The organism is Ruegeria sp. H6 (assembly GCF_056532975.1).
This window is the reverse complement of sequence record NZ_JBQFOA010000007.1, coordinates 70,683-90,608: the sequence shown is the minus strand read 5'-3', so window position 1 is coordinate 90,608 and position 19,926 is coordinate 70,683. Positions and strand designations below refer to the sequence as shown.

Genomic DNA, 19,926 nt, shown 5'->3' with positions numbered 1-19,926 from the left:
GTCATAGGTATTTGCCCAAGTTCAAACGACAGGAGGGCCTCATGGCCGAGATCAAAGACCCCGAAAACACGATCATCATCGAGCTGAAGGACGGCAATGTCGTCATCGAGCTTCTGCCCGACGTGGCCCCTCAGCACAGTGCGCGGATGAAGGAACTGGCGCGTGGTGGCGAATACGACAACGTGGCCTTTCACCGAGTGATCGACGGGTTCATGGCCCAGACCGGTGACGTGCAGCATGGTGACATGGAAGACGGGTTCAACATCCGCATGGCAGGCACCGGGGGATCGTCGCTGCCAAACGTTCCGGCCGAGTTTTCGAAGCTGCCGCATGATCGCGGAACCCTGGGTGCTGCACGCTCGCAAAACCCGGATTCGGCGAACTCTCAGTTCTTCATCAACTTCAAGGACAACCACTTCCTTAACGGTCAGTACACGGTCTATGGCCGTGTGATCGACGGGATGGAGCATGTGGACGCCATCGTCCGTGGCGAGCCACCAGCAAGCCCCGACCGTATGATCAGCGTCAAAGTGGCCGCAGATGTATAAGCTGGCTGCCGCGATTGCTCTGCTGGCCAGCCCTGCGTTTGCGACTGGTCTTGAGATTGAGATTGAAGGTGAGGGTGCGAACGGTGTGGTCAAGGTCGACCTGTTTGACGACCTCGCACCCAAGCATGTCGAACAGATCTCGGCCCTGGCCGCCGAGGGCAAATATGATGGCGTCGTGTTTCACCGCGTGATCGATGGGTTCATGGCGCAGACCGGTGATGTCGAGAACGGACGCCTCGGCAGCGATCTGCGTCGCGCAGGCACGGGCGGCTCGGACCGGCCCGATTTACCTGCCGAATTCTCGGACTACAATTTTGACCGGGGTGTTGTCGGAATGGCGCGGGCACAGGATCCAAACAGCGCCAATTCGCAGTTTTTCATCATGTTCGCGCCCGGCCCGTTCCTGAACGGCCAGTACACCGTTGTTGGCCAAGTGACCGAGGGCATGGATGTCGTCGATACGATCAAGCGCGGTGACGGGCCCAATGGCGCCGTTATTGGTCAGCCCGACGTGATGAAAAAGGTCTCGGTGACCGATTGATGCCGCGCCCGGCGCAAGCGATTGCGCCGGGCTTTTTCAGTGACCTTAGTCGTCCGCCGCCAACAGTTTCCAGATGATGGCGCCCAACGCCCCGCCCGCAAGCGGCGCGACCCAGAACAACCACAGCTGAGCCAGAGCAGGCCCATCCGCGAACAGGGCCACACCTGTTGATCGGGCCGGGTTCACCGACGTGTTGGTAACCGGGATCGAAATCAGATGGATCAATGTGAGGCCCAGACCAATGGCAATTGGGGCGAATCCCGCTGGAGCCCGTTCGGACGTCGCCCCCAGGATGATGATCAGAAAGAACGCTGTCAGGACAATTTCGATGATCAGCGCGGACATCATCGAATACCCCTCGGGCGAGGCCGATCCATAGCCGTTTGAGGCGAACCCTCCGACGCCTTCAAAATCCGGCGCGCCGGACACGATCATGTACAAGACCAGCGCGGCCACAATCGCACCGACGACCTGTGCGATCCAATAAGGGATCAGGTCCTTGGCCGGAAACCGCCCGCCGATCATCAACCCAAGGCTCACCGCCGGGTTGAAATGCCCGCCCGAGATATGGCCCACCGCAAAGGCCATGGTCAGAACCGTCAGGCCGAAGGCAAAGGAAACACCCAGCCAGCCGATCCCGACATCGGCTACTCCTGCCGCCAGAACTGCGCTGCCGCAGCCGCCCAAGACCAGCCAGAATGTCCCGAAAAACTCGGCAAGTAGTTTTGATGACATAAAAAGTCCTCCTGCAAACAATGGGTTCGAGTGTAATGCAGAAAACAGAATTTATGAAATTTTTAATATTCCGCAGATTGGACGTATAGTGATGCATTGGTTACTTGCAGTTTTAGGAGGGGGAAATGGCAGTTTTGGAATTTGACGAGTCCGCGGCCAACCAACTTGAGGCCGCGTATTTGGGGCCCGATGTCATTGCCCAACGCCGCGATACGTTGGCCCGGCTTACCCTGAAGCCCGGCGATTCCGTTCTGGACATAGGCAGTGGCCCCGGATTTCTTGCGGCAGAGATGGCAGAGATAACCGGAGATACCGGGCGAGTTGTCGGCATCGACATATCGGAAGAGATGGTCCGACGTGCAACGGGGCGAACGACCCACGACTGGCTGTCTTACCAAACCGCGGATGCGACCGACTTACCTTTTGAAGACGCGAGTTTCGACGTCGTCGTAAGCACTCAGGTCGCAGAATATGTACCAGACACCGACGCTTTCTGTCGCGAGGTCGCACGCATTCTAAAACCTCAAGGCCGTGGATTGGTATTGGCGACCGACTGGGGAGCCGTTTGCTGGCACAGCGAGAATCCCGACCGCATGCAACGCGTTCTGGATGCCTTTGCACCGCATTGCGCGCACAATCAGCTTCCACGCGTTCTGGGTGCCAAGCTACGCGCCGCAGGGCTGGTGCTTGACGAGGTCAGCTATTTCCCCATCCTCAATATCGACCGGTACGAACGGTGCTACGAAGAAATGATGTTGCCCTTGGTCGCGTCTTTCGTCGCGTCGCAGGGAACGGTTTCCGAACAAGAGTTGGCGGAATGGGCTGACGAGCAAAAGGAACTGAACGCCCGCGGCGAGCACTTCTTTTCCACCGGCCGGTTCAGTTTCATGGTGTCCAAGCCCGAGGCATGACCGGAGAAATAGTCATAAGCTGTTTAAAAAGACAATCGCCGCAGGTTGCCCCGCGGCGTTGATGGGTGTGTTCGGTGAGGCAGGTTTACCGCTTGACCCCGGCAGCCGGGTTGGCACCGGGTGATCCGGCGTCTTCAAGCTGTTGTACTCTGACATGGAGCGCTAGGGGCAGGGTGCCTACTGCGCGTCTTTCTTTTTCACAAGCTGCGCGGCAAACGAAACACCTGTGCCGGGCCCCGCATAGGTCACCATGATCACATCGTCCAGATAGACACCGTTGAAGATCCCGGACGACACGTCATCGCCTGAAATACCTGCCTCGGCCAGGACGAAATGGGTGGGGTTGGCCAGGCTGAATGTGCCCATCGCCTCTTCCACGATCCACTCCTTGTCACCGATGCGACGCCAGCGGTTGGTCGCGGTAATCAGGTTGCCGTCGAGCTTGGTGATCTCCAATTCCATCTCGGTGCGCAGCAGGCCCTTTTCGTGGTTGGGATTGGATTTGGCAAAGGCAACCAGATAGGTGCCAGTCCAGGTGCCAACGATCTGCGGAAACCCACTGCCTTCGTCTGCAGACGCGGGATTTGACAGAGCTACGCTGAATGAGATGACTAGGCCGCAAAGTAATGACTTCAACATAAATTGAACCTCCAGTTGCAAAGCTATGCATGCCAACGCTACCTGAGCCTGCATGTATGGCAAGTCTCGGCTTTGCCCGGTCGCCGTTGAAGCAAAAGAAAACGCCGCAGAAAACTGCGGCGTTTCGGAATTCGGAGTAGGTTACAGATTTACTGCTTGACCTCAGCCGCCGGATTGGCCCCGGATTTGCCGCTGCGGCCCGGGTTCAGGGGGTCATCCTGACGCTGAACCGATCCCTCGAAATGCGCGCCGCTTTCGATGGCAATGGTCTTGTGAATGATGTCGCCTTCGACGCGCGCGGTCGAGGTCAGGCGGACTTTCAGACCACGCACACGGCCCACAACGCGGCCATTGACGACCACATCATCGGCGGTGACTTCGCCTTTGATCGTCGCGGTTTCGCCGATTGTCAGCAGATGCGCACGGATATCGCCTTCGACAGTGCCCTCAACCTGGATGTCACCCGAGGTTTTCAGATTGCCGGTGATGTGCAAGTCCGAGGACAGAACCGACGCGGGCGGCTTTGCCTTGGGCGGTGTGCTTGCCTTGGCTTCGGCAGGGGTCGGTGCTGCCGGGGTCGCCGGTGCGGCAGGTTTGTCCGCTTCGGGGGCCTTGGATCCGGGCTCGTTGATTTTGCTCTTAGAAAACATTTCTCGCAGCCTTGATGTAAGTCATTGGGTTAACAGGTTTTCCGTTTACACGCACCTCATAGTGCAGATGCGTGCCGGTCGACCGTCCGGTGCTACCCATATCAGCAATATGATCCCCGCGCGAGACCCTTTGACCAACCTTGACCCGTATCTTGGTATTATGAGCGTAAAGTGTCTCAACACCGAAGGCGTGCTTGATTTTGACCAGACGTCCAAAACCCGATTGCCAGCCCGCGTGGGTAACCACTCCATCAGCGGTTGCAAAGATATCAGTGCCCTGAGGGCCCGCGAAATCCGCACCATTGTGCATACGACGCCCGCCGGTTTTCGGATCACGCCGTGTGCCGAAACCGCTGGTGTAACGCACCGCAGAGCGCACCGGGCTGGCAAAAGGGGCCTGTTCCGCCGCGATCCGATAAAGATTCAGCTTGTCCATCTGCTGCAGCAGAGAATTGGTGCGGATCTGGTCAGGGGTCAGCTCTTCTCCGCGGGTGCTGAAAGACAAGGGTGTCAGTGGGCCGCCCACGCCGCTATAGCCGCGGCGCACTTCGTCGATCATCCGGTCGGTCGGCATCCCGGCGTCGCGGAACATCTTGTCCAGCGGTTTGACCGAGATCACCATTGCTTCTTCCAACTGCCGGAAAATCTCGTCTCCGCGTTCTTGCATCAGGCGGATTTCAAGTTCCAGCTCATCGCGCTGATCCAATGCGCCCTGCGCGTCGGCGGCAATCTGATCACGCTGCTGCGCGGTGCGTGCCAGCGCATCCGACATGAATTCCATCTGCACCGGATCGATTGAAGCCGCCACCAAAGACGCGTCCCCGTCCGAGGATTGCTGCATCTCGGCCAACTCGGTCCGCGCCTCTTCGCGCTGTTTCATCGTGGCACGCAAAGTGGTCTGGATCACCTCGATCCCCGTTTCCAGCTCGCGCCGGCGGTTCTCGGATTCCAGCAGTTCGGATTGCATCGCCGACACCTGCGCCAGGGCGGCGTTGAAGCGATCATGCGCTGCCAAAGCTTCGGCAGCCCGCGCATCGCGTTCTGCAGACAGGATGTTCAAACGTTCCTGATAGGTCGCCTGATCCCGTTTAGCCTGCTCGCGGAAATTGCCGGACCCGATGCTGTCCATCAGCAGAATCGCTGTCGCGACCGCAGTCCACCCGACCATCACCGCGACACCTGCAACGGCTGCAACCTGTGTCTCGGAACTGAGCCGGATATATCTTGTGTCACTGTCGGATTTTAGAAACACCCTGCGCTCGGGAAAAAACCGCTCGAACAGTGTGTGAAATTTGATTGCCAGACGTGTTCGCACGCGTCTTCCCTCTCATCCCCAATCTCGGGATCGGCTGTGAGTGCGCGCCATCCCTTGGGCGAAGTGCATAGAGGGCGATCCCGCGTTGGGCAAGTTTGTTAACCAGTTCACGGCCAGTAGGGGGTAAATCCCGCCAAAACTCGGCGAGAATTCGCCGATCCGGACCTGTTAACGCTGGGGCAGGTCATCACCGGCCAGGGGTAACTCTTCGGTTAGGGGCCAGTAGAAGTCAGGCGGCAGACCAGCTTCGGCGCGTTTTTCCTCGTTGAACGGTGGCTTGAGGACACCGTGGAAATAGCGCCGAACCAGTTCGTGAAACACATCCTTTGGGTCGGCGTTTTCGCGACCGCACAGAAAGTGAAACCATTTCGACCCATAGGCCACATGGCCCACTTCTTCTGCGTAAATCACCTCAAGCGCGGCAATGGCCTTTTCTGCTTTGGCCTTGCGGAAGATCTCGATCATGCCCGGTGTCACGTCGAGGCCACGCGCCTCAAGTACCATGGGAACAACCGCTAAACGCCCCATCAGATCCTCTGCCGTTTCTTCGGCGGCGCGCCACATCCCGGCATGCGCAGGAAGGGCGCCATAAAAGCTGCCCATATCTTCAAGACAGTCGCAGACCATTTCAAAATGCCGGGATTCCTCTTCGGCGCATTTTACCCAATCGTCATAGAACCCGATGGGCATCGGGACATGACCGAACCGGGCAATGATGTCCCAGTGCAGATCAACCGCATTCAGCTCGATATGGGCGACCGCATGCAGCAAGGCGATGCGACCGGGCTCGGTCCCCGGGCGACGTTTTGGCACGTCGCGTGGGGACAGAAGTTCCGGCCTTTCCGGGCGTGCAGGCAGCAGCGGAGGCGTGGCGGTTCCAACCTCAATCGCAGGCGCGTCCCCTTTGCGAGAGGCAAACCATTCTGCCGCGTAACGTTTGGACAAGGTGGTCTTTGCCCGACCGTCTGCGGTGGTCAGAACTTCGGTCGCCATCTGGGCAAGGGTCTTTGACACAATGCGTCTCCGCCAAATTGGAAATCACGGGCGACATAGACTGGGTGGCGTTCCGGGTCTACAGCTCCTTTACCGCCTCAAGCACTTCTTCAACATGGCCGGGCACTTTCACTTTGCGCCAGACGCGCGCAATGCGGCCCTCGGCATCGATCAAAAAGGTGGACCGTTCGATGCCCATTGATTTGCGCCCATACATGTTCTTTTCGACCCACACGCCATAATCTTCGCACACGGTCGATCCTTCGTCTGAAAGCAGCGGCGTGGTCAGATCATGCTTGGCAACAAACTTGTCGTGTTTGGCGACACTGTCGCGCGAAATCCCAAAAACGTGAGCTCCCGCATCCGCAAAGGCCTGAAGTTGTTCCGAGAAACCGATGGATTCCTTGGTGCAGCCCGGCGTATCATCGCGGGGATAGAAAAAAAGAACGACGGACTGGCCGCGCTGTTCTGACAGCGTTACGTCGCCACCGCCGTCGCGCGGCAAGGTAAAGTCGGGGGCGAGGTCTGAGACGTCGGGCATTTGGGATCTCCGGTTGAGAAAATTAACATTTGCCCGTGATCATAGGGCGAGCCGAGCAGGTTGAAAGGCATAGAAAGCAAATTGGTCCAGCCAGATCAGCAGGATGACGAAAAGGCGACCAAGAAATCGCGTCGCCGGTCGCGCCGTCGAACCGCAGGCCTGTGGGCCATGCGGGGCGTTTTCGTTCTGGTGCTGTTTGCGGCTGTTTCGGCTTTTATGGTGGTGGGCCAAAGGGTTCACGCGCCGGTTTGGGTGCGCGACCGGGTCGAGGCGCGGCTGGATCAGGCCCTTGGCGGGGTAAAGATCCGCTTTGGTGACGTCAGTTTCATCATCCACGAAGGATGGCGCCCAAGGCTGCGTCTGACGGATGTGCGGATCAGCGACGCAGATGGCCGTCAGATCGCCGAGGTCTCGGACCTGCGTGCCAGCCTGGCGATGCGCCCTTTGCTGCGCGGTCACGTGCGCCCCAAACGTGTGATCTTGCAAGGTGCCCAGGTGGCGTTGACGCGAGGGCTGGATGGGGCTTTGTCGCTGACGGTCGGTACGGGAAGCTCTCCGGTCGGTGAAGCGCCAAACCTGGCCCAGATGATCGAGGCCACCGATGAGGTCTTCAAATCGCCGATCCTGTCGGCGATGACATCGGTCCAACTGGATGCCATTACTTTGGATTATCAGGATTTGCGGCTGGGCCGATCCTGGGTGTTGGATGGGGGGCATATCCAGGCCACCCGCAACGCCGATGAGGTGCGTCTTGCCACGGGGTTTTCGGTTCTGGCAGGGCGGGATTATGTCAGCTCGATCGAGGCCAATTACAGCAGTTCCCTGAACAGTGCCGAGGCGCGCTTTGGCGTCAACATCACGGATTTGCCCACTGAAGACATCGCAGGCCACTCGCCGGCACTGGCCTGGATGCAGGTTCTGCGGGCCCCGATCTCGGGCGCGTTGCGGGGCAGTGTCGATGCCCAAGGGGCTCTGGGCCCGGTCTTTGCCACGCTGAACCTGGGCGCAGGCGCGGTGCAGCCAAACCCCGAAACGGTTCCGGTCAAGTTCGAAGCGGCGCGCACCTATTTCACATACGATCCCAAACTGCAGGAACTGGATTTTAACGAGGTCTCTATCGACTCGGCCTGGGGCACCGTTCAGGCCGAGGGCCGAACCTTCCTCAAGGGTGTCAGCGCCGGTGGGCTGGACAGCATGGCCGGGCAGTTCCGTCTGAGTGGTATTCAAATCAACCCCGCCGACCTGTTCCCCGAGCCATTGGACCTGACGCGGGCCGAGGTTGATTTTCAGATGAAGCTGGCGCCGTTCCGCCTGCAATTGGGGCAGATGACGATCGAAGACGGTGAACACCGGCTGCGCCTGAATGGCCGTCTGGATGCACAACCCGAAGGCTGGGCCGCCAGTATCGACGCGCATATCGACGGGATGAGCGCCGAGCAGGTTCTGAAATACTGGCCCGAACGGCTGGCTGCGAAACCCCGCAAATGGGTGACCGAGAATATCTTTCAGGGCCGCATGTCTGATCTGGATTTCGCGTTGCGCCTGAAGCCCGATCAAAAGCCTGATATCTATGCCGATTTCGAGTTTACCGAGACCGAGGTTCGCTTTGCAAAAACTTTGCCGACCGTCGAAAACGCGCAAGGTCAGGCCAGTTTGCTGAATGGCCGTTTCACGGTCACGGCGCAAAAAGGTGTGGTGTTTGCCGATCAGGGCGGGCCGGTTGATGCGTCGGGTACATCCTTCATCATCCCGGACACCAACATCAAAAAAGCAGCCCCCGCTGTAGCTCGAATTCAGGCCAGCGGCAGTGTGACGGCGGCGTTGTCGCTGCTGGATCGTCCGCCGTTGCAGTTGCTGACAAAGGCCGGTCTGCCTGTGGCCCTTGCGGATGGGCAGGTTAAACTGGCGGGAACCCTGTCACTGCCTTTGGTCAAAGGGTTGAAGTTCGCAGATACCCGGTTCCATTTCGACGGCGAGCTGACCGATCTTGAGAGTGATCGCCTGGTCCCAGGATTTGAGGTCAGCGCCGATGCGCTGTCGCTGACCGGTACGCAGGATCAGGTTGCGATCACCGGGCAGGGCCTGTTCGGCGATGTGCCCACGCAGGCCAGCTGGGTTCAGCCCATCGGCGGTGATACCGCGCTTCGCAGTCAGATGACGGGTCAGATTGAATTCTCTCCCCGTTTAATGACACAGATAAATGCAGGTCTGCCTGCGAATATGCTGACGGGTGCGGGAACGGCGGATTTCACGCTTGGCATCGGTGCGGGTGAACCTCCGAAGCTGACCGCGTCGTCAAACTTGAACGGGGTTGCGCTTGCGGTACCCGAACTGGGATGGCGTAAACCCGCCAGCAGCACCGGCACGCTGACTGCCGAGGCCACGCTGGGCTCAGAGCTGAGCGTTGATGCGTTGAACCTGGACGCAGCCGGGCTGCGCACGCGCGCCTCCATTTCCTTCCGCGATGGGGCGTTTGATCGGGTGCGCTTTAGCACCTTCGAGATCGGGAACTGGCTGGCCGTCCCCGCCGAACTGATCGCGCGCGGATCGGCGGTACCGGATATCCGTGTGCTGGGCGGTGTGCTGAATCTGGGGCGGTCTACCTTTGGCGACGGGGGTGGTTCGGGCGGGGGACAAGGACCCAAATTGGATATCAAGCTGGATCGCCTGCAAGTGACGGACACCGTTGCTCTGACGGGTCTTAACGGGGCGTTCCAGACCACCGGAGGGCTAGCGGGAAGTTTCACGGCCAAAGTGAATGGCGGTGCGCCGATCAACGGTCAGGTCACGCCGCGTGCAAGCCGCAGCGCCGTTAGCCTGACCTCGGCGGATGCGGGGGCGGTATTGCGCTCGGCCGGTGTGCTGACACAGGCGCGCGAGGGTGCGTTGACCTTGCAGCTAGAGCCGATTGATGGCCCCGGAAACTATGACGTCGATCTGAGGATAGACAACACACGGATCAAGGACGCCCCGGCCATGGCCGCATTGCTGAACGCCATCAGCCTTGTGGGGCTGCTGGATGAGATGGCCGGGCAGGGCATCTTTTTCTCGGCCATCGACAGCAAGATGCGGATCACGCCCACCGAGGTCAAAGTGCTTAGCGGTAGCGCGGTAGGGCCCTCTATGGGGCTGTCCTTTGACGGAACAGTTGACACGGTTGCCGGTCTTCTGGATCTGCGCGGGGCCATTTCACCTATCTACCTGGTGAACGCAGTAGGCAGTGTTCTGACCCGCAAGGGTGAGGGGGTCTTTGCTTTCAATTACACTTTGAAGGGCCCGCTGACGGATCCGCAGGTCTCGGTCAATCCGCTGTCAGGGCTTGCGCCGTTGTTTCTGCGAAACCTGTTGCGGGCACCCCCGCCCACGGTTTCAAACGGCCCGAACGCCTCACCTGCACGGCCCAGCGGGCCGAACCCCGCCCTGCAAACCCGCGGCGAAGATCGCTGAGGTCAACAGTGGCCGAATCTGTCGGCCCGGTGTAATGCGCGCGCATGAAACTCAGCGACTTTGATTTTGACCTGCCCGAAGACCTGATCGCGACGCGACCTGCGCAACCGCGATCTTCTGCGCGTCTGTTGGTGGCGCAGGGGGACCGGATCCATGATCAGCAGGTTCTCGACCTGCCCAACTGGCTGTTACCCGGGGATCGATTGGTTCTGAACGACACGCGCGTGATCCCGGCGCGCCTGAGTGGCCGCCGCCATCGCGACAGCGCACAAGGCCCGGTTTCCGCAGCGATTGATGCCACGTTGCTGGACCCGCAGGCCGATGGCACCTGGGCCGCATTGCTCAAGCCGCTGAAAAAGATCAAACCGGGCGAAGAGATCATCTTTTCCGACACGCTCAGGGCGCGGCTGGACCGGGTTGAAGACGGGCAGGGGTATCTGAGCTTTAATCTTTCGGGCGATGATTTCGATGCCGCCCTCGAAGCCGCGGGCGCCATGCCCTTGCCGCCCTACATCGCGGCCAAGCGGCCCGCAGATGAAAGGGACAAGACCGACTATCAAACGGTTTGGGCCAAGAATGCGGGCGCGGTTGCGGCCCCGACCGCCTCGCTGCATTTTGATGCGGATTTGCTGCGCGCGCTGAAGGATCGGGGTGTCGAATTCACCTATGTCACGCTGCACGTAGGTGCGGGGACATTTTTGCCCGTCAAGGTCGAGAATGTGACCACGCACAAGATGCATGCCGAATGGGGGCAGGTCAGCGACAGCGCCGCTGCCGAAATTCGCCAGACGAAAGCCAGCGGCGGGCGCGTGATTCCCGTTGGCACTACAGCCCTCAGGCTGATTGAAAGCGCCGCGCGTGGTGGTGAGATCGCCGCGTGGGAGGGGGAGACGGATATCTTCATCTATCCGGGGTTCGACTTTAAGGTCACCGATGCCCTGATGACCAATTTCCACCTGCCGAAATCCACGCTTTTGATGCTGGTTTCCGCGCTGATGGGCCAAGATCGCGTCAAAGTGGTCTATGACCATGCTGTCGCACAAAAATACCGCTTTTTCTCCTATGGGGATGCGTCGCTTTTGATCCCCTGATGTGCGCGTTTTCCAGATCATTTTGAAACAATGTCGCGGATAAGCGCGACGAGGGCGATTTTCGATCGCATTGAGCAATCAAGTCGATGAATTCAGAGGGCTGAAATGCTTCAGGTTCTTTCCAGCGCATGGGCGCTTTTGTTGGGCATGGGTCTGTTGATGGTCGGCAACGGCCTGCAGGGCACGTTGCTGGGCGTTCGGGGTGAGATCGAGGGTTTTAGCACCCTGCAGATGTCCTTTGTCATGTCCGCCTATTTCCTCGGGTTCCTCGGCGGCTCGCGGCTTGCGCCCGAGATGATCCGGCGCGTGGGACATGTGCGTGTCTTTGCCGCGCTGGCGTCGTTCATTTCAGCCGTGATGATCATGTATCCTCTGCTGACTGAACCTGCCGCCTGGTTTCTGGGGCGGATGGCGATCGGGTTTTGCTTTTCCGGCGTGTATGTGACCGCCGAAAGCTGGCTCAACAATGCCGCCAGCAATGAAAATCGTGGCCAGGCCCTGTCGCTTTACATGATCGTTCAGATGATCGGTATTGTCAGTGCGCAGGCCCTGATGTTGGTCGGAGACCCGGCCGGATTCGACACGTTTGTGATCGCGTCGATCCTGGTTTCGGTGTCATTCGCGCCGATTTTGCTGTCGATTTCGCCAACTCCTGCCTTTGACACCACAAAACCAATGACGTTGCGCAAGATTATGGACACATCGCCGCTGGGCTGTGTGGGCATGTTCCTGCTGGGCGGTATCTTTTCGGCGCAGTTTGGCATGGCGGCGGTCTACGGGGCGAAAGCGGGGCTGTCACTGATCCAGATCTCAGGCTTTGTCGCGTCATTTTATGTGGGCGCCATGCTGCTCCAATATCCGCTTGGGTGGCTTTCCGACCGCATGGACCGGAGGTTGTTGATCCTGGCAATCGCCGCGCTGGGCGGGGCGAGCGCGCTGGTTGCGATGATCTTCGGCGTGACCTTCCCGGTTTTGCTGGCTGCCGCGTTCTTGATTGGTGGCATGTCCAACCCGCTTTATTCTCTGCTGATCGCCTATACCAATGACTACCTCGAATACGAGGATATGGCGGCCGCATCGGGCGGGTTGGTCTTTATCAACGGTCTGGGCGCCATTGCAGGCCCGGTGATCACCGGTTGGCTGATGGGAGATGCGGTATTTGGGCCACAGGGCTTTTTCCTGTTCATTGCCGCTTTGCTGTTCGCCATGGCACTTTACGCGGCTTACCGGATGACGCGGCGCGCCTATGTTCCGGTTGATGAAACCGCTGGTATTGCACCGGTTTACCCGACATCGTCGCCGGTCGCGATGGAGCTGGCGCAAGAGGTCGCCATCGAAGCAGCGCAAGAGGATGCAGATGGGCAAGAACCTGCCTGAGCGCCGGATTTATGTCGCAAATGTTGCAATATGTTACTGTAACAGTTCTGTAAATTGATCATAAATAACCTTACGTCCCTGGGGAGGGCACAAACGGAGTCAAGGGCATGGTTGGTCCTGAAGAAGTACTGAGTTTTTGGTTGGATGAGATTGGCCCCGACGGGTGGTATATTCAGGATGATGCGCTGGATGCGACCATCCGTGAACGCTTTCTCGAAACATGGCAAGCAGCCTGCGACGGCCGGTTTTCGCTGTGGCTGACCTATCCCAGCGGTGCGTTGGCCTATATCATCCTGACGGATCAGTTCCCGCGCAACATGTTCCGCGGTAGCAAGAAAGCGTTCTCGTCAGATCGTGCCGCCCTGGCCGCAGCGAAATGTGCGGTCGACAAAGGGTGGGACCTGAAAATTGACGAACCCGCCCGGCAGTTCTTTTACCTTCCGATGATGCACTCGGAAAACCTGTGTGATCAGGAACGCTGTGTCAGGCTGATGTGCGAACGGATGCCGGAGTTTGGATCCAGCAACCTGCTGCATGCGCGCGCGCATCGCGAAGTGATCCGCAAGTTCGGTCGCTTCCCTTATCGCAACGAAGCGTTGGAACGGCCCACCACCGCGCACGAGGCAGCCTATGTCAGCGCAGGCGGCTATGGCTCGACCGTTCGCGAATTGCAGGCCCCGACCTAACCTGCCGGCACGCAGCCACGGATTTTCATGACTTGCTCTGCGGCCGCCTCGCTTGAGGTGGTCACAGCATAGTTGATGAGGTCCTGCGGATTGTCGACCAGCCCGGCCAGACGCGTCTGTGTATTCTCCAGTTTTGACTCGATGTCATTCAGACGATCCAAAGTGGCGCTTAGCCGGGATTTCGATGCAAAATCGAGGTCACCGGCATTGTCCCGTATCTCGGCCAGATCGCCACGCAATCCCGAAATCTCATCACGAATCCCCTGTGCTTGTTCGCGCAGTGGGGCCACGACCTGCAGGTTCTCGGTGAACCCGTCGCGCACGGTCTCGACGGATTGCGCAAGTTTCCACCCAAGGAAAAGACACAGCGCCAACAGGATCAGTGTTGCGTTCAGCAGGGCCAGCAATAAATCTTTGAGTGTTTTTGCCATCTTATCTTTCCCGTCTCCAATGACGTGAGCATTTTTGATTTAAGTCGTAGCCTTTGAAACAGGCTGCGTATAGGCTGAATGCAGCGCAAAAGTCACGATTTTTTCCTGCGGCACTTATGTCGCGGAGACCATTATTGATGCGTTTGAAAAAATAGTTTAATGGTAAACTACTTTCTGAAACGATCCGCGCCGAGAGGTATACATGGCTGCACAATCCTTTGATCTGATCGTAATCGGCGCAGGCCCGGGTGGCTATGTCGCCGCTATTCGCGGCGCGCAACTTGGCCTGAAGACCGCCGTGATCGAGCGTGAGCATCTTGGCGGTATCTGCCTGAACTGGGGGTGTATCCCAACCAAGGCACTGTTGCGCTCATCCGAGGTTTTTCACCTGATGGAGCGTGCCAAGGATTTCGGCCTCACGGCGGACAAGGTCGGATATGATCTGGACGCGGTTGTCAAACGGTCGCGCGGGGTTGCTGCGCAATTGTCCGGTGGCATCGGACACCTTCTGAAAAAGAACAAGGTCACCGTGCTGATGGGTGAGGCGACGCTGCCATCCAAAGGCAAGGTCAGTGTCAAAACCGACAAAGGCACCGAAGAGCTGACAGCCAAGAACATCGTTTTGGCCACGGGCGCCCGTGCGCGTGAATTGCCGGGGCTTGAGGCCGATGGCGATCTGGTCTGGACCTACAAGCACGCCCTACAGCCGCCGCGTATGCCCAAGAAACTGCTGGTCATCGGGTCGGGCGCGATTGGCATTGAATTTGCCAGCTTCTACAACACGTTGGGTGCGGATACGACTGTTGTCGAAGTGATGGACCGAGTGCTGCCGGTAGAAGATGCCGAGATCAGCGGTCTGGCCAAAAAGGCGTTTACCAAGCAGGGCATGACCATCATGGAAAAGGCGATGGTCAAGCAATTGGACCGCGCCAAAGGCAAAGTCACCGCGCATATCGAAGTGAAGGGCAAAGTCGAAAAACACGACTTCGACACTGTCATTTCGGCCGTTGGGATCGTTGGCAATGTTGAAAACCTCGGGCTCGAAGGTTTGGGCGTCAAGATCGACCGCACGCATGTCGTCACAGATGAGTTCTGCCGCACGGGTGTCGAAGGGCTCTATGCCATCGGTGATATCGCAGGCGCGCCTTGGCTGGCCCACAAGGCAAGCCATGAAGGTGTCATGGTCGCCGAACTGATTGCGGGCAAACACGCCCATCCTGTGAAACCCGAAAGCATTGCAGGCTGCACCTATTGCCAGCCGCAGGTTGCCTCGGTCGGGTATTCCGAAGCAAAGGCCAAAGAACTGGGTTATGAGATCAAAGTCGGGCGTTTCCCGTTCATCGGTAACGGCAAAGCCATTGCTCTGGGTGAGCCGGAGGGGCTGATCAAAACCGTGTTTGACGCCAAAACCGGCGAGCTTTTGGGCGCACATATGATCGGTGCTGAGGTCACCGAATTGATTCAGGGTTATGTCGTGGGTCGCCAGTTGGAGACCACGGAAGAAGACCTGATGAACACGGTCTTCCCGCACCCAACGCTGTCGGAAATGATGCATGAAAGCGTTCTGGATGCCTATGGGCGCGTGATTCATATGTAAGGAAGGGGGCTCTGCCCCCGCCGCGACTCCCCCGAGGTATTTTCAAACAAAAGAAGCAGAGAATTCGTGCTTTTTCTGTTCTCAAATACCTCGGAGCGCGAGGCAGAGCCTCGCTGAAGGTTCCTATTTATTCAAAGCGTCGAGGATACGGGCCCAGGACCGAATCCCCTTGTGGAAGCTTTTGACGTCATATTTTTCGTTCGGTGAATGGATGGCGTCGTCGTCATTGGCGTAGCCAACAAGCATCGAATCCAGTCCAAGCACCGTATCGAAGTAACCAACAACCGGAATGGATCCGCCCATGCCGGTAAACACGGCCTCGCGGTCCCACTCGTCCGAGAGGGCGCCGCGCGCGGCTTCAAACTCCGGGCGATCGAGGTTCATGACCGACGCGGGCGATCCTTCGAGGTCAGTGTCCCAAATGACTTTGGCGTCTGGCGACAAGCGATCTTCGACATGTTTGCGGATTTTGATGCGCAGGGCGTCGGGGTCCATTTCGCCCACAAGGCGGCAGGTGATTTTGCAATGCGCCTGCGACGGGATCACGGTCTTGGACCCTGCGCCGTTGTAGCCTCCCCACAGACCGTTCACCTCAAGCGTTGGACGGGCCCATTGCTGTTCCAAAGTGGAATAGCCTTTTTCGCCATGTGGCTGTGTGTACCCGACCGAATTGAGGTAATCAGCCTCATCGAAACCACAGTTTTCCCATTGCCGCAACAGTTCTGCGGGCAGATCATGCACGCCCTCATAAAATCCGTCGACAGCGATGCGCCCAGTGTCTTCGTCATAAAACGAGCTTACGATTCTTGAAAGTTCGCGCAGCGGGTTCAGACCAGGGCCGCCATAGTGGCCCGAGTGCAGATCGATCTTTGGCCCGACTATAGTGAACTCGTCCTTGAGCATCCCCCGCAGTTGCGAAGCGATGGAGGGCACACCGCGCGAGACCATGGACGTGTCACAAACAAGCGCAAGATCGGCTTTCAACTCGTCCTTGTTGGCCTCAAGAAACGGCACCAGCGATGGAGAGCCCGATTCCTCTTCGCCTTCAAAGAAAAAGGTGATGCGGCAGGGCAGAGAACCGTTCACCGCTTTCCAGGCGCGGCAGGCTTCGACAAAGGTCATAAGCTGGCCTTTGTCGTCAGACGAGCCGCGCCCGCGGATCACTTCTCCGTGTTCCGTTTGCTCCAGGGCCGGGTCAAACGGGTCGCGGTTCCACAGCTCCAGCGGGTCGACGGGTTGCACATCGTAATGTCCGTAGAACAGAAAATGCGGGCCGTCGCTGTCCTCACCCACGTGACCCACCACCATCGGGTGGCCCGAGGTGGTGCGCTTTTGTGCATTGATGCCAAAGCTTTGCAAGTCAGACACCAGCCAATCCGCTGCCTGATCGACCTGTCCGTCATAGGCCGGATCGGTCGAGATTGAAGGAATGCGCAGAAACTCCATCAACCGATCGATCGAAGTTGACAGGTCAGAGTCGATCTTGCTCAGAACAGCGTCAAGTGACATGGGATTCTCCTGAAAGTCTTGAAGCCGCGGAGAGTATCAGCGTTCTTCGCGTCGTCCAATGCGGATCGCGGTGGATTTTGGTAGATTATTGGAAACCTGCGGAACAGCAGCGGTTGGCCTGCGTCGTTTCCTCGCGTCTGATGGCCGTAACTTTACTTGTCGCGGCGTCGGATCGGATATAATTGATGCAAATCAAAGTCACATCTTTAGACTGACCGTTAGGTGTTACGCGAGAAAGATCAAGCCGCACCAATGGATAAGGTCCAAAGGTTTGGCGACGAAAAGGGGTCTGGTTGGGAAACGTCCGATCAGGCACAAAAGGAGAAACCGGTGAACTATACTGCTCAGCTCGATACCGCGATTGCCAGGCTGCATGACGAAGGACGTTACCGGACCTTCATTGATATCGAACGCCGCAATGGTCAGTTCCCGCATGCTGTTCGGACCCGTCCCGACGGATCGCAGCAGAATATCACCGTTTGGTGCGGCAATGACTATCTGGGCATGGGCCAGCACCCGGTTGTTCTGGAGGCCATGCACGAGGCGGTGGACGCCGCAGGTGCAGGCTCGGGCGGGACGCGCAACATCTCGGGGACCACGGTCTATCACAAACGGCTGGAGGCAGAGCTGGCCGACTTGCACGGCAAGGAATCCGCGTTGCTGTTCACCAGCGCCTATATTGCCAATGATGCGACCCTTTCGACTCTGCCAAAGCTGTTTCCCGGTCTGATCATCTATTCCGACGCGCTGAACCATGCGTCCATGATCGAAGGGGTGCGCCGCAATGGCGGGGCCAAGCGGATTTTCCGGCACAATGATCTGGCCCATCTGCGTGAGCTGCTTGAGTCTGACGATCCCAAGGCGCCCAAGCTGATCGCCTTTGAATCGGTCTATTCGATGGATGGTGATTTTGGCCCCATCGAAGAGATTTGCGATCTGGCCGATGAGTTTGGTGCACTGACTTATATCGACGAAGTGCACGCGGTTGGCATGTACGGCCCCCGTGGTGGTGGCGTGACCGAGCGGGATCGTCTGGCCCATCGGATCGACATCATCAACGGCACGCTGGCCAAAGCCTATGGTGTAATGGGCGGTTACATCGCTGCAAGCGAGAAAATGTGTGATGCCATCCGCTCTTACGCGCCGGGCTTTATCTTCACAACATCGCTGCCGCCGGCGGTTGCAGCTGGGGCCGCGGCTTCGGTCGCGCATCTGAAAACAGCGCCCGAGCTGCGCGAGCAGCATCAGACCCAGGCCAAGATCCTCAAGCTGCGGCTGAAGGGCATGGGTCTGCCGCTGATTGATCATGGCAGCCACATTGTGCCTGTGATCGTGGGCGATCCGGTGCACACCAAAATCCTCAGCGATAGGCTTCTTGAGGACTACGGCATTTATGTTCAGCCGATCAATTTCCCGACTGTCCCCCGCGGAACCGAGCGCCTCCGGTTCACGCCATCGCCGGTCCATGGGCCGGGTGAAATGAACCGTCTGGTTCAGGCGATGGACGAACTTTGGTCACATTGTGCGCTAAATCGCGCCGAACTTGCCGGATAACCTCACGCCAAAGTGTGCAATTTGTTTGTCGCGTGTTAGGCTTAGGCTCATAAAAGAAACGTACGAATCATTTTGGGGATGATTCGACGTTTGCGTGAAACACGCAAAGGCAGAATGGGGCAGCAGGAATGATTGGGCGCAGATCACAGCGCGATTCCGAAGAGGATACCGACGTCAGACCCAAGGGGTTTGATGATTACGAGGTACGGCTTGGCGACAGGATGCGCGGGGAGCGCGCTACAATGGGCAAGTCGCTACTCGATGTTCAGCGAGAGCTGCGTATCAAAGCCAACTACATCGCTGCCATCGAAAACGCTGATCCAGATGCATTTGACACGCCCGGCTTTATCGCCGGGTATGTGCGTTCTTATGCGCGCTATCTGGGGATGAACCCCGATGAAACCTTTGCCGATTTCTGTCAGGAAAGCGGGTTTGAAGTGGCCCATGGCATGTCCGCCGAGGCGTCGGTTGTTCGCAAACCGACCGGTGATTTGCCGGCCCGTGGGCCGATGGGGCGGGACCCGTTCATCTCGCCCAATACGCCCTATATTCCGGGCAAGGAGTCGCTGGTCAGTCAGATCGAACCGCGCGCCATCGGGTCTTCGCTGGTGTTGTTGGCTGTGATTGGCGGTATCGGTTATGGCGGTTGGTCGGTATTGAACCGCATTCAACAGGTACAGGTCAGCCCGGTCGAACAGGCGCCCGTAGTGCTGACGGATCTCGATCCGCTGGATGCTGCGGTTCAGACGCCGCAGACAGATCAGGTTGCGTCTGTTGACGTGCCAAGCCCCGAGGCTTTGGATCGTTTGTATCGTCCGCAGGCACTGGATGTGCCCGTTTTGGTGGCGCGTGATGCGCCAATCTCAACGCTTGATCCGCGCACTGTCGGCACGTTCCGCCCACCGGAACTGCCTCAGATCGAAGTGGCCGAGGTGCATACGGTCGAACGTCCGGCCCTGCCGCAAGTTGTTGAGCAGATTGATACCACGCTCAAGATCGTGGCTGTGGCCCCAGCTTGGATGCGCGTGACGGCCGCTGACGGCAGCATTGTATTCGAAGGCACCCTGGGTACAGTCGAGCAAGGTAATACATATGAGATTCCGTTGACGGAAGAGCCGCCGCAATTGCGGGCAGGCGCGTCCGGGTCGGTCTATTTCTCGATGAACGGCGAACATTTCGGGCCAGTTGGTGCCCCCGGAACAGTCGCCAAAGGCGTGGTGTTGTCGAAAGACGCCGTGGCCGAACGGTATGAGGTTGTTGATCTTGAGGCCGCTCAGAACAGCGCGCTGAAGCAACTGGTGGCCGAACTGCAAACGCAGTCCGAAGCAGAGCCTGCCGAATAGCGCCTGCGCGTCGTTTCC

At 58.4% G+C, this 19,926-nt stretch carries 18 protein-coding genes; 10 read left to right on the top strand and 8 right to left on the bottom strand.

Annotation, left to right across the window (positions count from 1 at the left end):
• Positions 1 to 41 precede the first annotated feature (41 nt).
• Both ACR0AG_RS13500 and ACR0AG_RS13495 read left to right on the top strand, forming a co-directional pair.
• Positions 42 to 548 (top strand): peptidylprolyl isomerase, encoded by a 507-nt coding sequence (locus ACR0AG_RS13500; protein ID WP_170329201.1) that lies wholly within the window; start codon positions 42 to 44, stop codon positions 546 to 548.
• Complete coding sequence (locus tag ACR0AG_RS13495; RefSeq protein WP_480839678.1) at positions 541 to 1,089, top strand: peptidylprolyl isomerase; 549 nt, start codon at positions 541 to 543, stop codon at positions 1,087 to 1,089. Before ACR0AG_RS13500 ends, ACR0AG_RS13495 begins: the two co-directional genes overlap by 8 nt.
• A gap of 45 nt (positions 1,090 to 1,134) precedes the next feature.
• Here the strand turns inward: ACR0AG_RS13495 and aqpZ are convergent, their stop codons facing one another.
• Positions 1,135 to 1,824: an aquaporin Z gene (gene aqpZ / locus ACR0AG_RS13490; RefSeq protein ID WP_480839676.1), complete on the bottom strand. Its 690-nt coding sequence runs from the start codon at positions 1,822 to 1,824 to the stop codon at positions 1,135 to 1,137.
• A gap of 125 nt (positions 1,825 to 1,949) precedes the next feature.
• Between aqpZ and ACR0AG_RS13485 the strand changes: the two genes are divergently transcribed.
• The gene (locus tag ACR0AG_RS13485; protein WP_480839674.1) at positions 1,950 to 2,735 is read left to right on the top strand and encodes a methyltransferase domain-containing protein; all 786 of its coding nucleotides are present in this window, start codon (positions 1,950 to 1,952) and stop codon (positions 2,733 to 2,735) included.
• Positions 2,736 to 2,912: 177 nt separating this feature from the next.
• Here the strand turns inward: ACR0AG_RS13485 and ACR0AG_RS13480 are convergent, their stop codons facing one another.
• From ACR0AG_RS13480 to ACR0AG_RS13460, 5 genes are all read right to left on the bottom strand, one after another.
• Positions 2,913 to 3,374, bottom strand: coding sequence for a hypothetical protein (locus ACR0AG_RS13480; RefSeq protein WP_480839672.1), 462 nt, complete (start codon positions 3,372 to 3,374; stop codon positions 2,913 to 2,915).
• A gap of 149 nt (positions 3,375 to 3,523) precedes the next feature.
• Positions 3,524 to 4,024 (bottom strand): bactofilin family protein, encoded by a 501-nt coding sequence (locus tag ACR0AG_RS13475; RefSeq protein WP_480839670.1) that lies wholly within the window; start codon positions 4,022 to 4,024, stop codon positions 3,524 to 3,526.
• Entirely contained in the window at positions 4,014 to 5,339 is a 1,326-nt protein-coding gene (locus ACR0AG_RS13470; RefSeq protein WP_480839667.1) for a DUF5930 domain-containing protein, read from the bottom strand. The genes ACR0AG_RS13475 and ACR0AG_RS13470 overlap by 11 nt, the downstream gene beginning before the upstream one ends.
• A 168-nt stretch (positions 5,340 to 5,507) precedes the next feature.
• A complete protein-coding gene (locus ACR0AG_RS13465) occupies positions 5,508 to 6,332 on the bottom strand; it encodes a ferritin-like domain-containing protein (protein WP_480839861.1) in 825 nt (274 codons plus the stop codon).
• A gap of 79 nt (positions 6,333 to 6,411) precedes the next feature.
• Positions 6,412 to 6,873, bottom strand: coding sequence for a peroxiredoxin (locus ACR0AG_RS13460; protein WP_480839666.1), 462 nt, complete (start codon positions 6,871 to 6,873; stop codon positions 6,412 to 6,414).
• An 81-nt stretch (positions 6,874 to 6,954) separates the two neighbouring features.
• On the opposite strand from ACR0AG_RS13460, the gene ACR0AG_RS13455 reads away from it, so the two are divergent.
• From ACR0AG_RS13455 to ACR0AG_RS13440, 4 genes are all read left to right on the top strand, one after another.
• On the top strand, positions 6,955 to 10,320 hold the full coding sequence (locus ACR0AG_RS13455) for a YhdP family protein (protein WP_480839664.1): 3,366 nt from the start codon (positions 6,955 to 6,957) through the stop codon (positions 10,318 to 10,320).
• Positions 10,321 to 10,364: 44 nt separating this feature from the next.
• Positions 10,365 to 11,411 carry a tRNA preQ1(34) S-adenosylmethionine ribosyltransferase-isomerase QueA gene (gene queA / locus ACR0AG_RS13450; protein ID WP_480839662.1) on the top strand — a complete coding sequence of 349 codons (1,047 nt, stop codon included), beginning with the start codon at positions 10,365 to 10,367 and terminating at the stop codon, positions 11,409 to 11,411.
• Between the two features lie 105 nt (positions 11,412 to 11,516).
• Complete coding sequence (locus tag ACR0AG_RS13445) at positions 11,517 to 12,788, top strand: MFS transporter (RefSeq protein ID WP_480839660.1); 1,272 nt, start codon at positions 11,517 to 11,519, stop codon at positions 12,786 to 12,788.
• A 107-nt stretch (positions 12,789 to 12,895) separates the two neighbouring features.
• Positions 12,896 to 13,474 (top strand): DUF924 family protein, encoded by a 579-nt coding sequence (locus tag ACR0AG_RS13440; RefSeq protein WP_480839658.1) that lies wholly within the window; start codon positions 12,896 to 12,898, stop codon positions 13,472 to 13,474.
• On the opposite strand, the gene ACR0AG_RS13435 is transcribed toward ACR0AG_RS13440, so the two are convergent.
• Entirely contained in the window at positions 13,471 to 13,905 is a 435-nt protein-coding gene (locus ACR0AG_RS13435) for a hypothetical protein (RefSeq protein ID WP_480839656.1), read from the bottom strand. The two genes, ACR0AG_RS13440 and ACR0AG_RS13435, sit on opposite strands and share 4 nt — an antisense overlap.
• Before the next feature lie 202 nt (positions 13,906 to 14,107).
• Between ACR0AG_RS13435 and lpdA the strand changes: the two genes are divergently transcribed.
• The gene (gene lpdA / locus ACR0AG_RS13430) at positions 14,108 to 15,502 is read left to right on the top strand and encodes a dihydrolipoyl dehydrogenase (RefSeq protein ID WP_480839654.1); all 1,395 of its coding nucleotides are present in this window, start codon (positions 14,108 to 14,110) and stop codon (positions 15,500 to 15,502) included.
• Positions 15,503 to 15,625: 123 nt separating this feature from the next.
• Here the strand turns inward: lpdA and ACR0AG_RS13425 are convergent, their stop codons facing one another.
• A complete protein-coding gene (locus ACR0AG_RS13425) occupies positions 15,626 to 17,011 on the bottom strand; it encodes a M20/M25/M40 family metallo-hydrolase (RefSeq protein ID WP_480839652.1) in 1,386 nt (461 codons plus the stop codon).
• A gap of 330 nt (positions 17,012 to 17,341) precedes the next feature.
• Here ACR0AG_RS13425 and hemA point away from each other — a divergent pair, with 330 nt between their 5' ends.
• Both hemA and ACR0AG_RS13415 read left to right on the top strand, forming a co-directional pair.
• Positions 17,342 to 18,565 carry a 5-aminolevulinate synthase gene (gene hemA / locus ACR0AG_RS13420; protein ID WP_480839650.1) on the top strand — a complete coding sequence of 408 codons (1,224 nt, stop codon included), beginning with the start codon at positions 17,342 to 17,344 and terminating at the stop codon, positions 18,563 to 18,565.
• A gap of 128 nt (positions 18,566 to 18,693) precedes the next feature.
• Positions 18,694 to 19,908, top strand: a complete 1,215-nt coding sequence (locus ACR0AG_RS13415; protein ID WP_480839648.1) for a helix-turn-helix domain-containing protein — start codon at positions 18,694 to 18,696, stop codon at positions 19,906 to 19,908.
• The last annotated feature ends 18 nt before the right edge of the window (positions 19,909 to 19,926 follow it).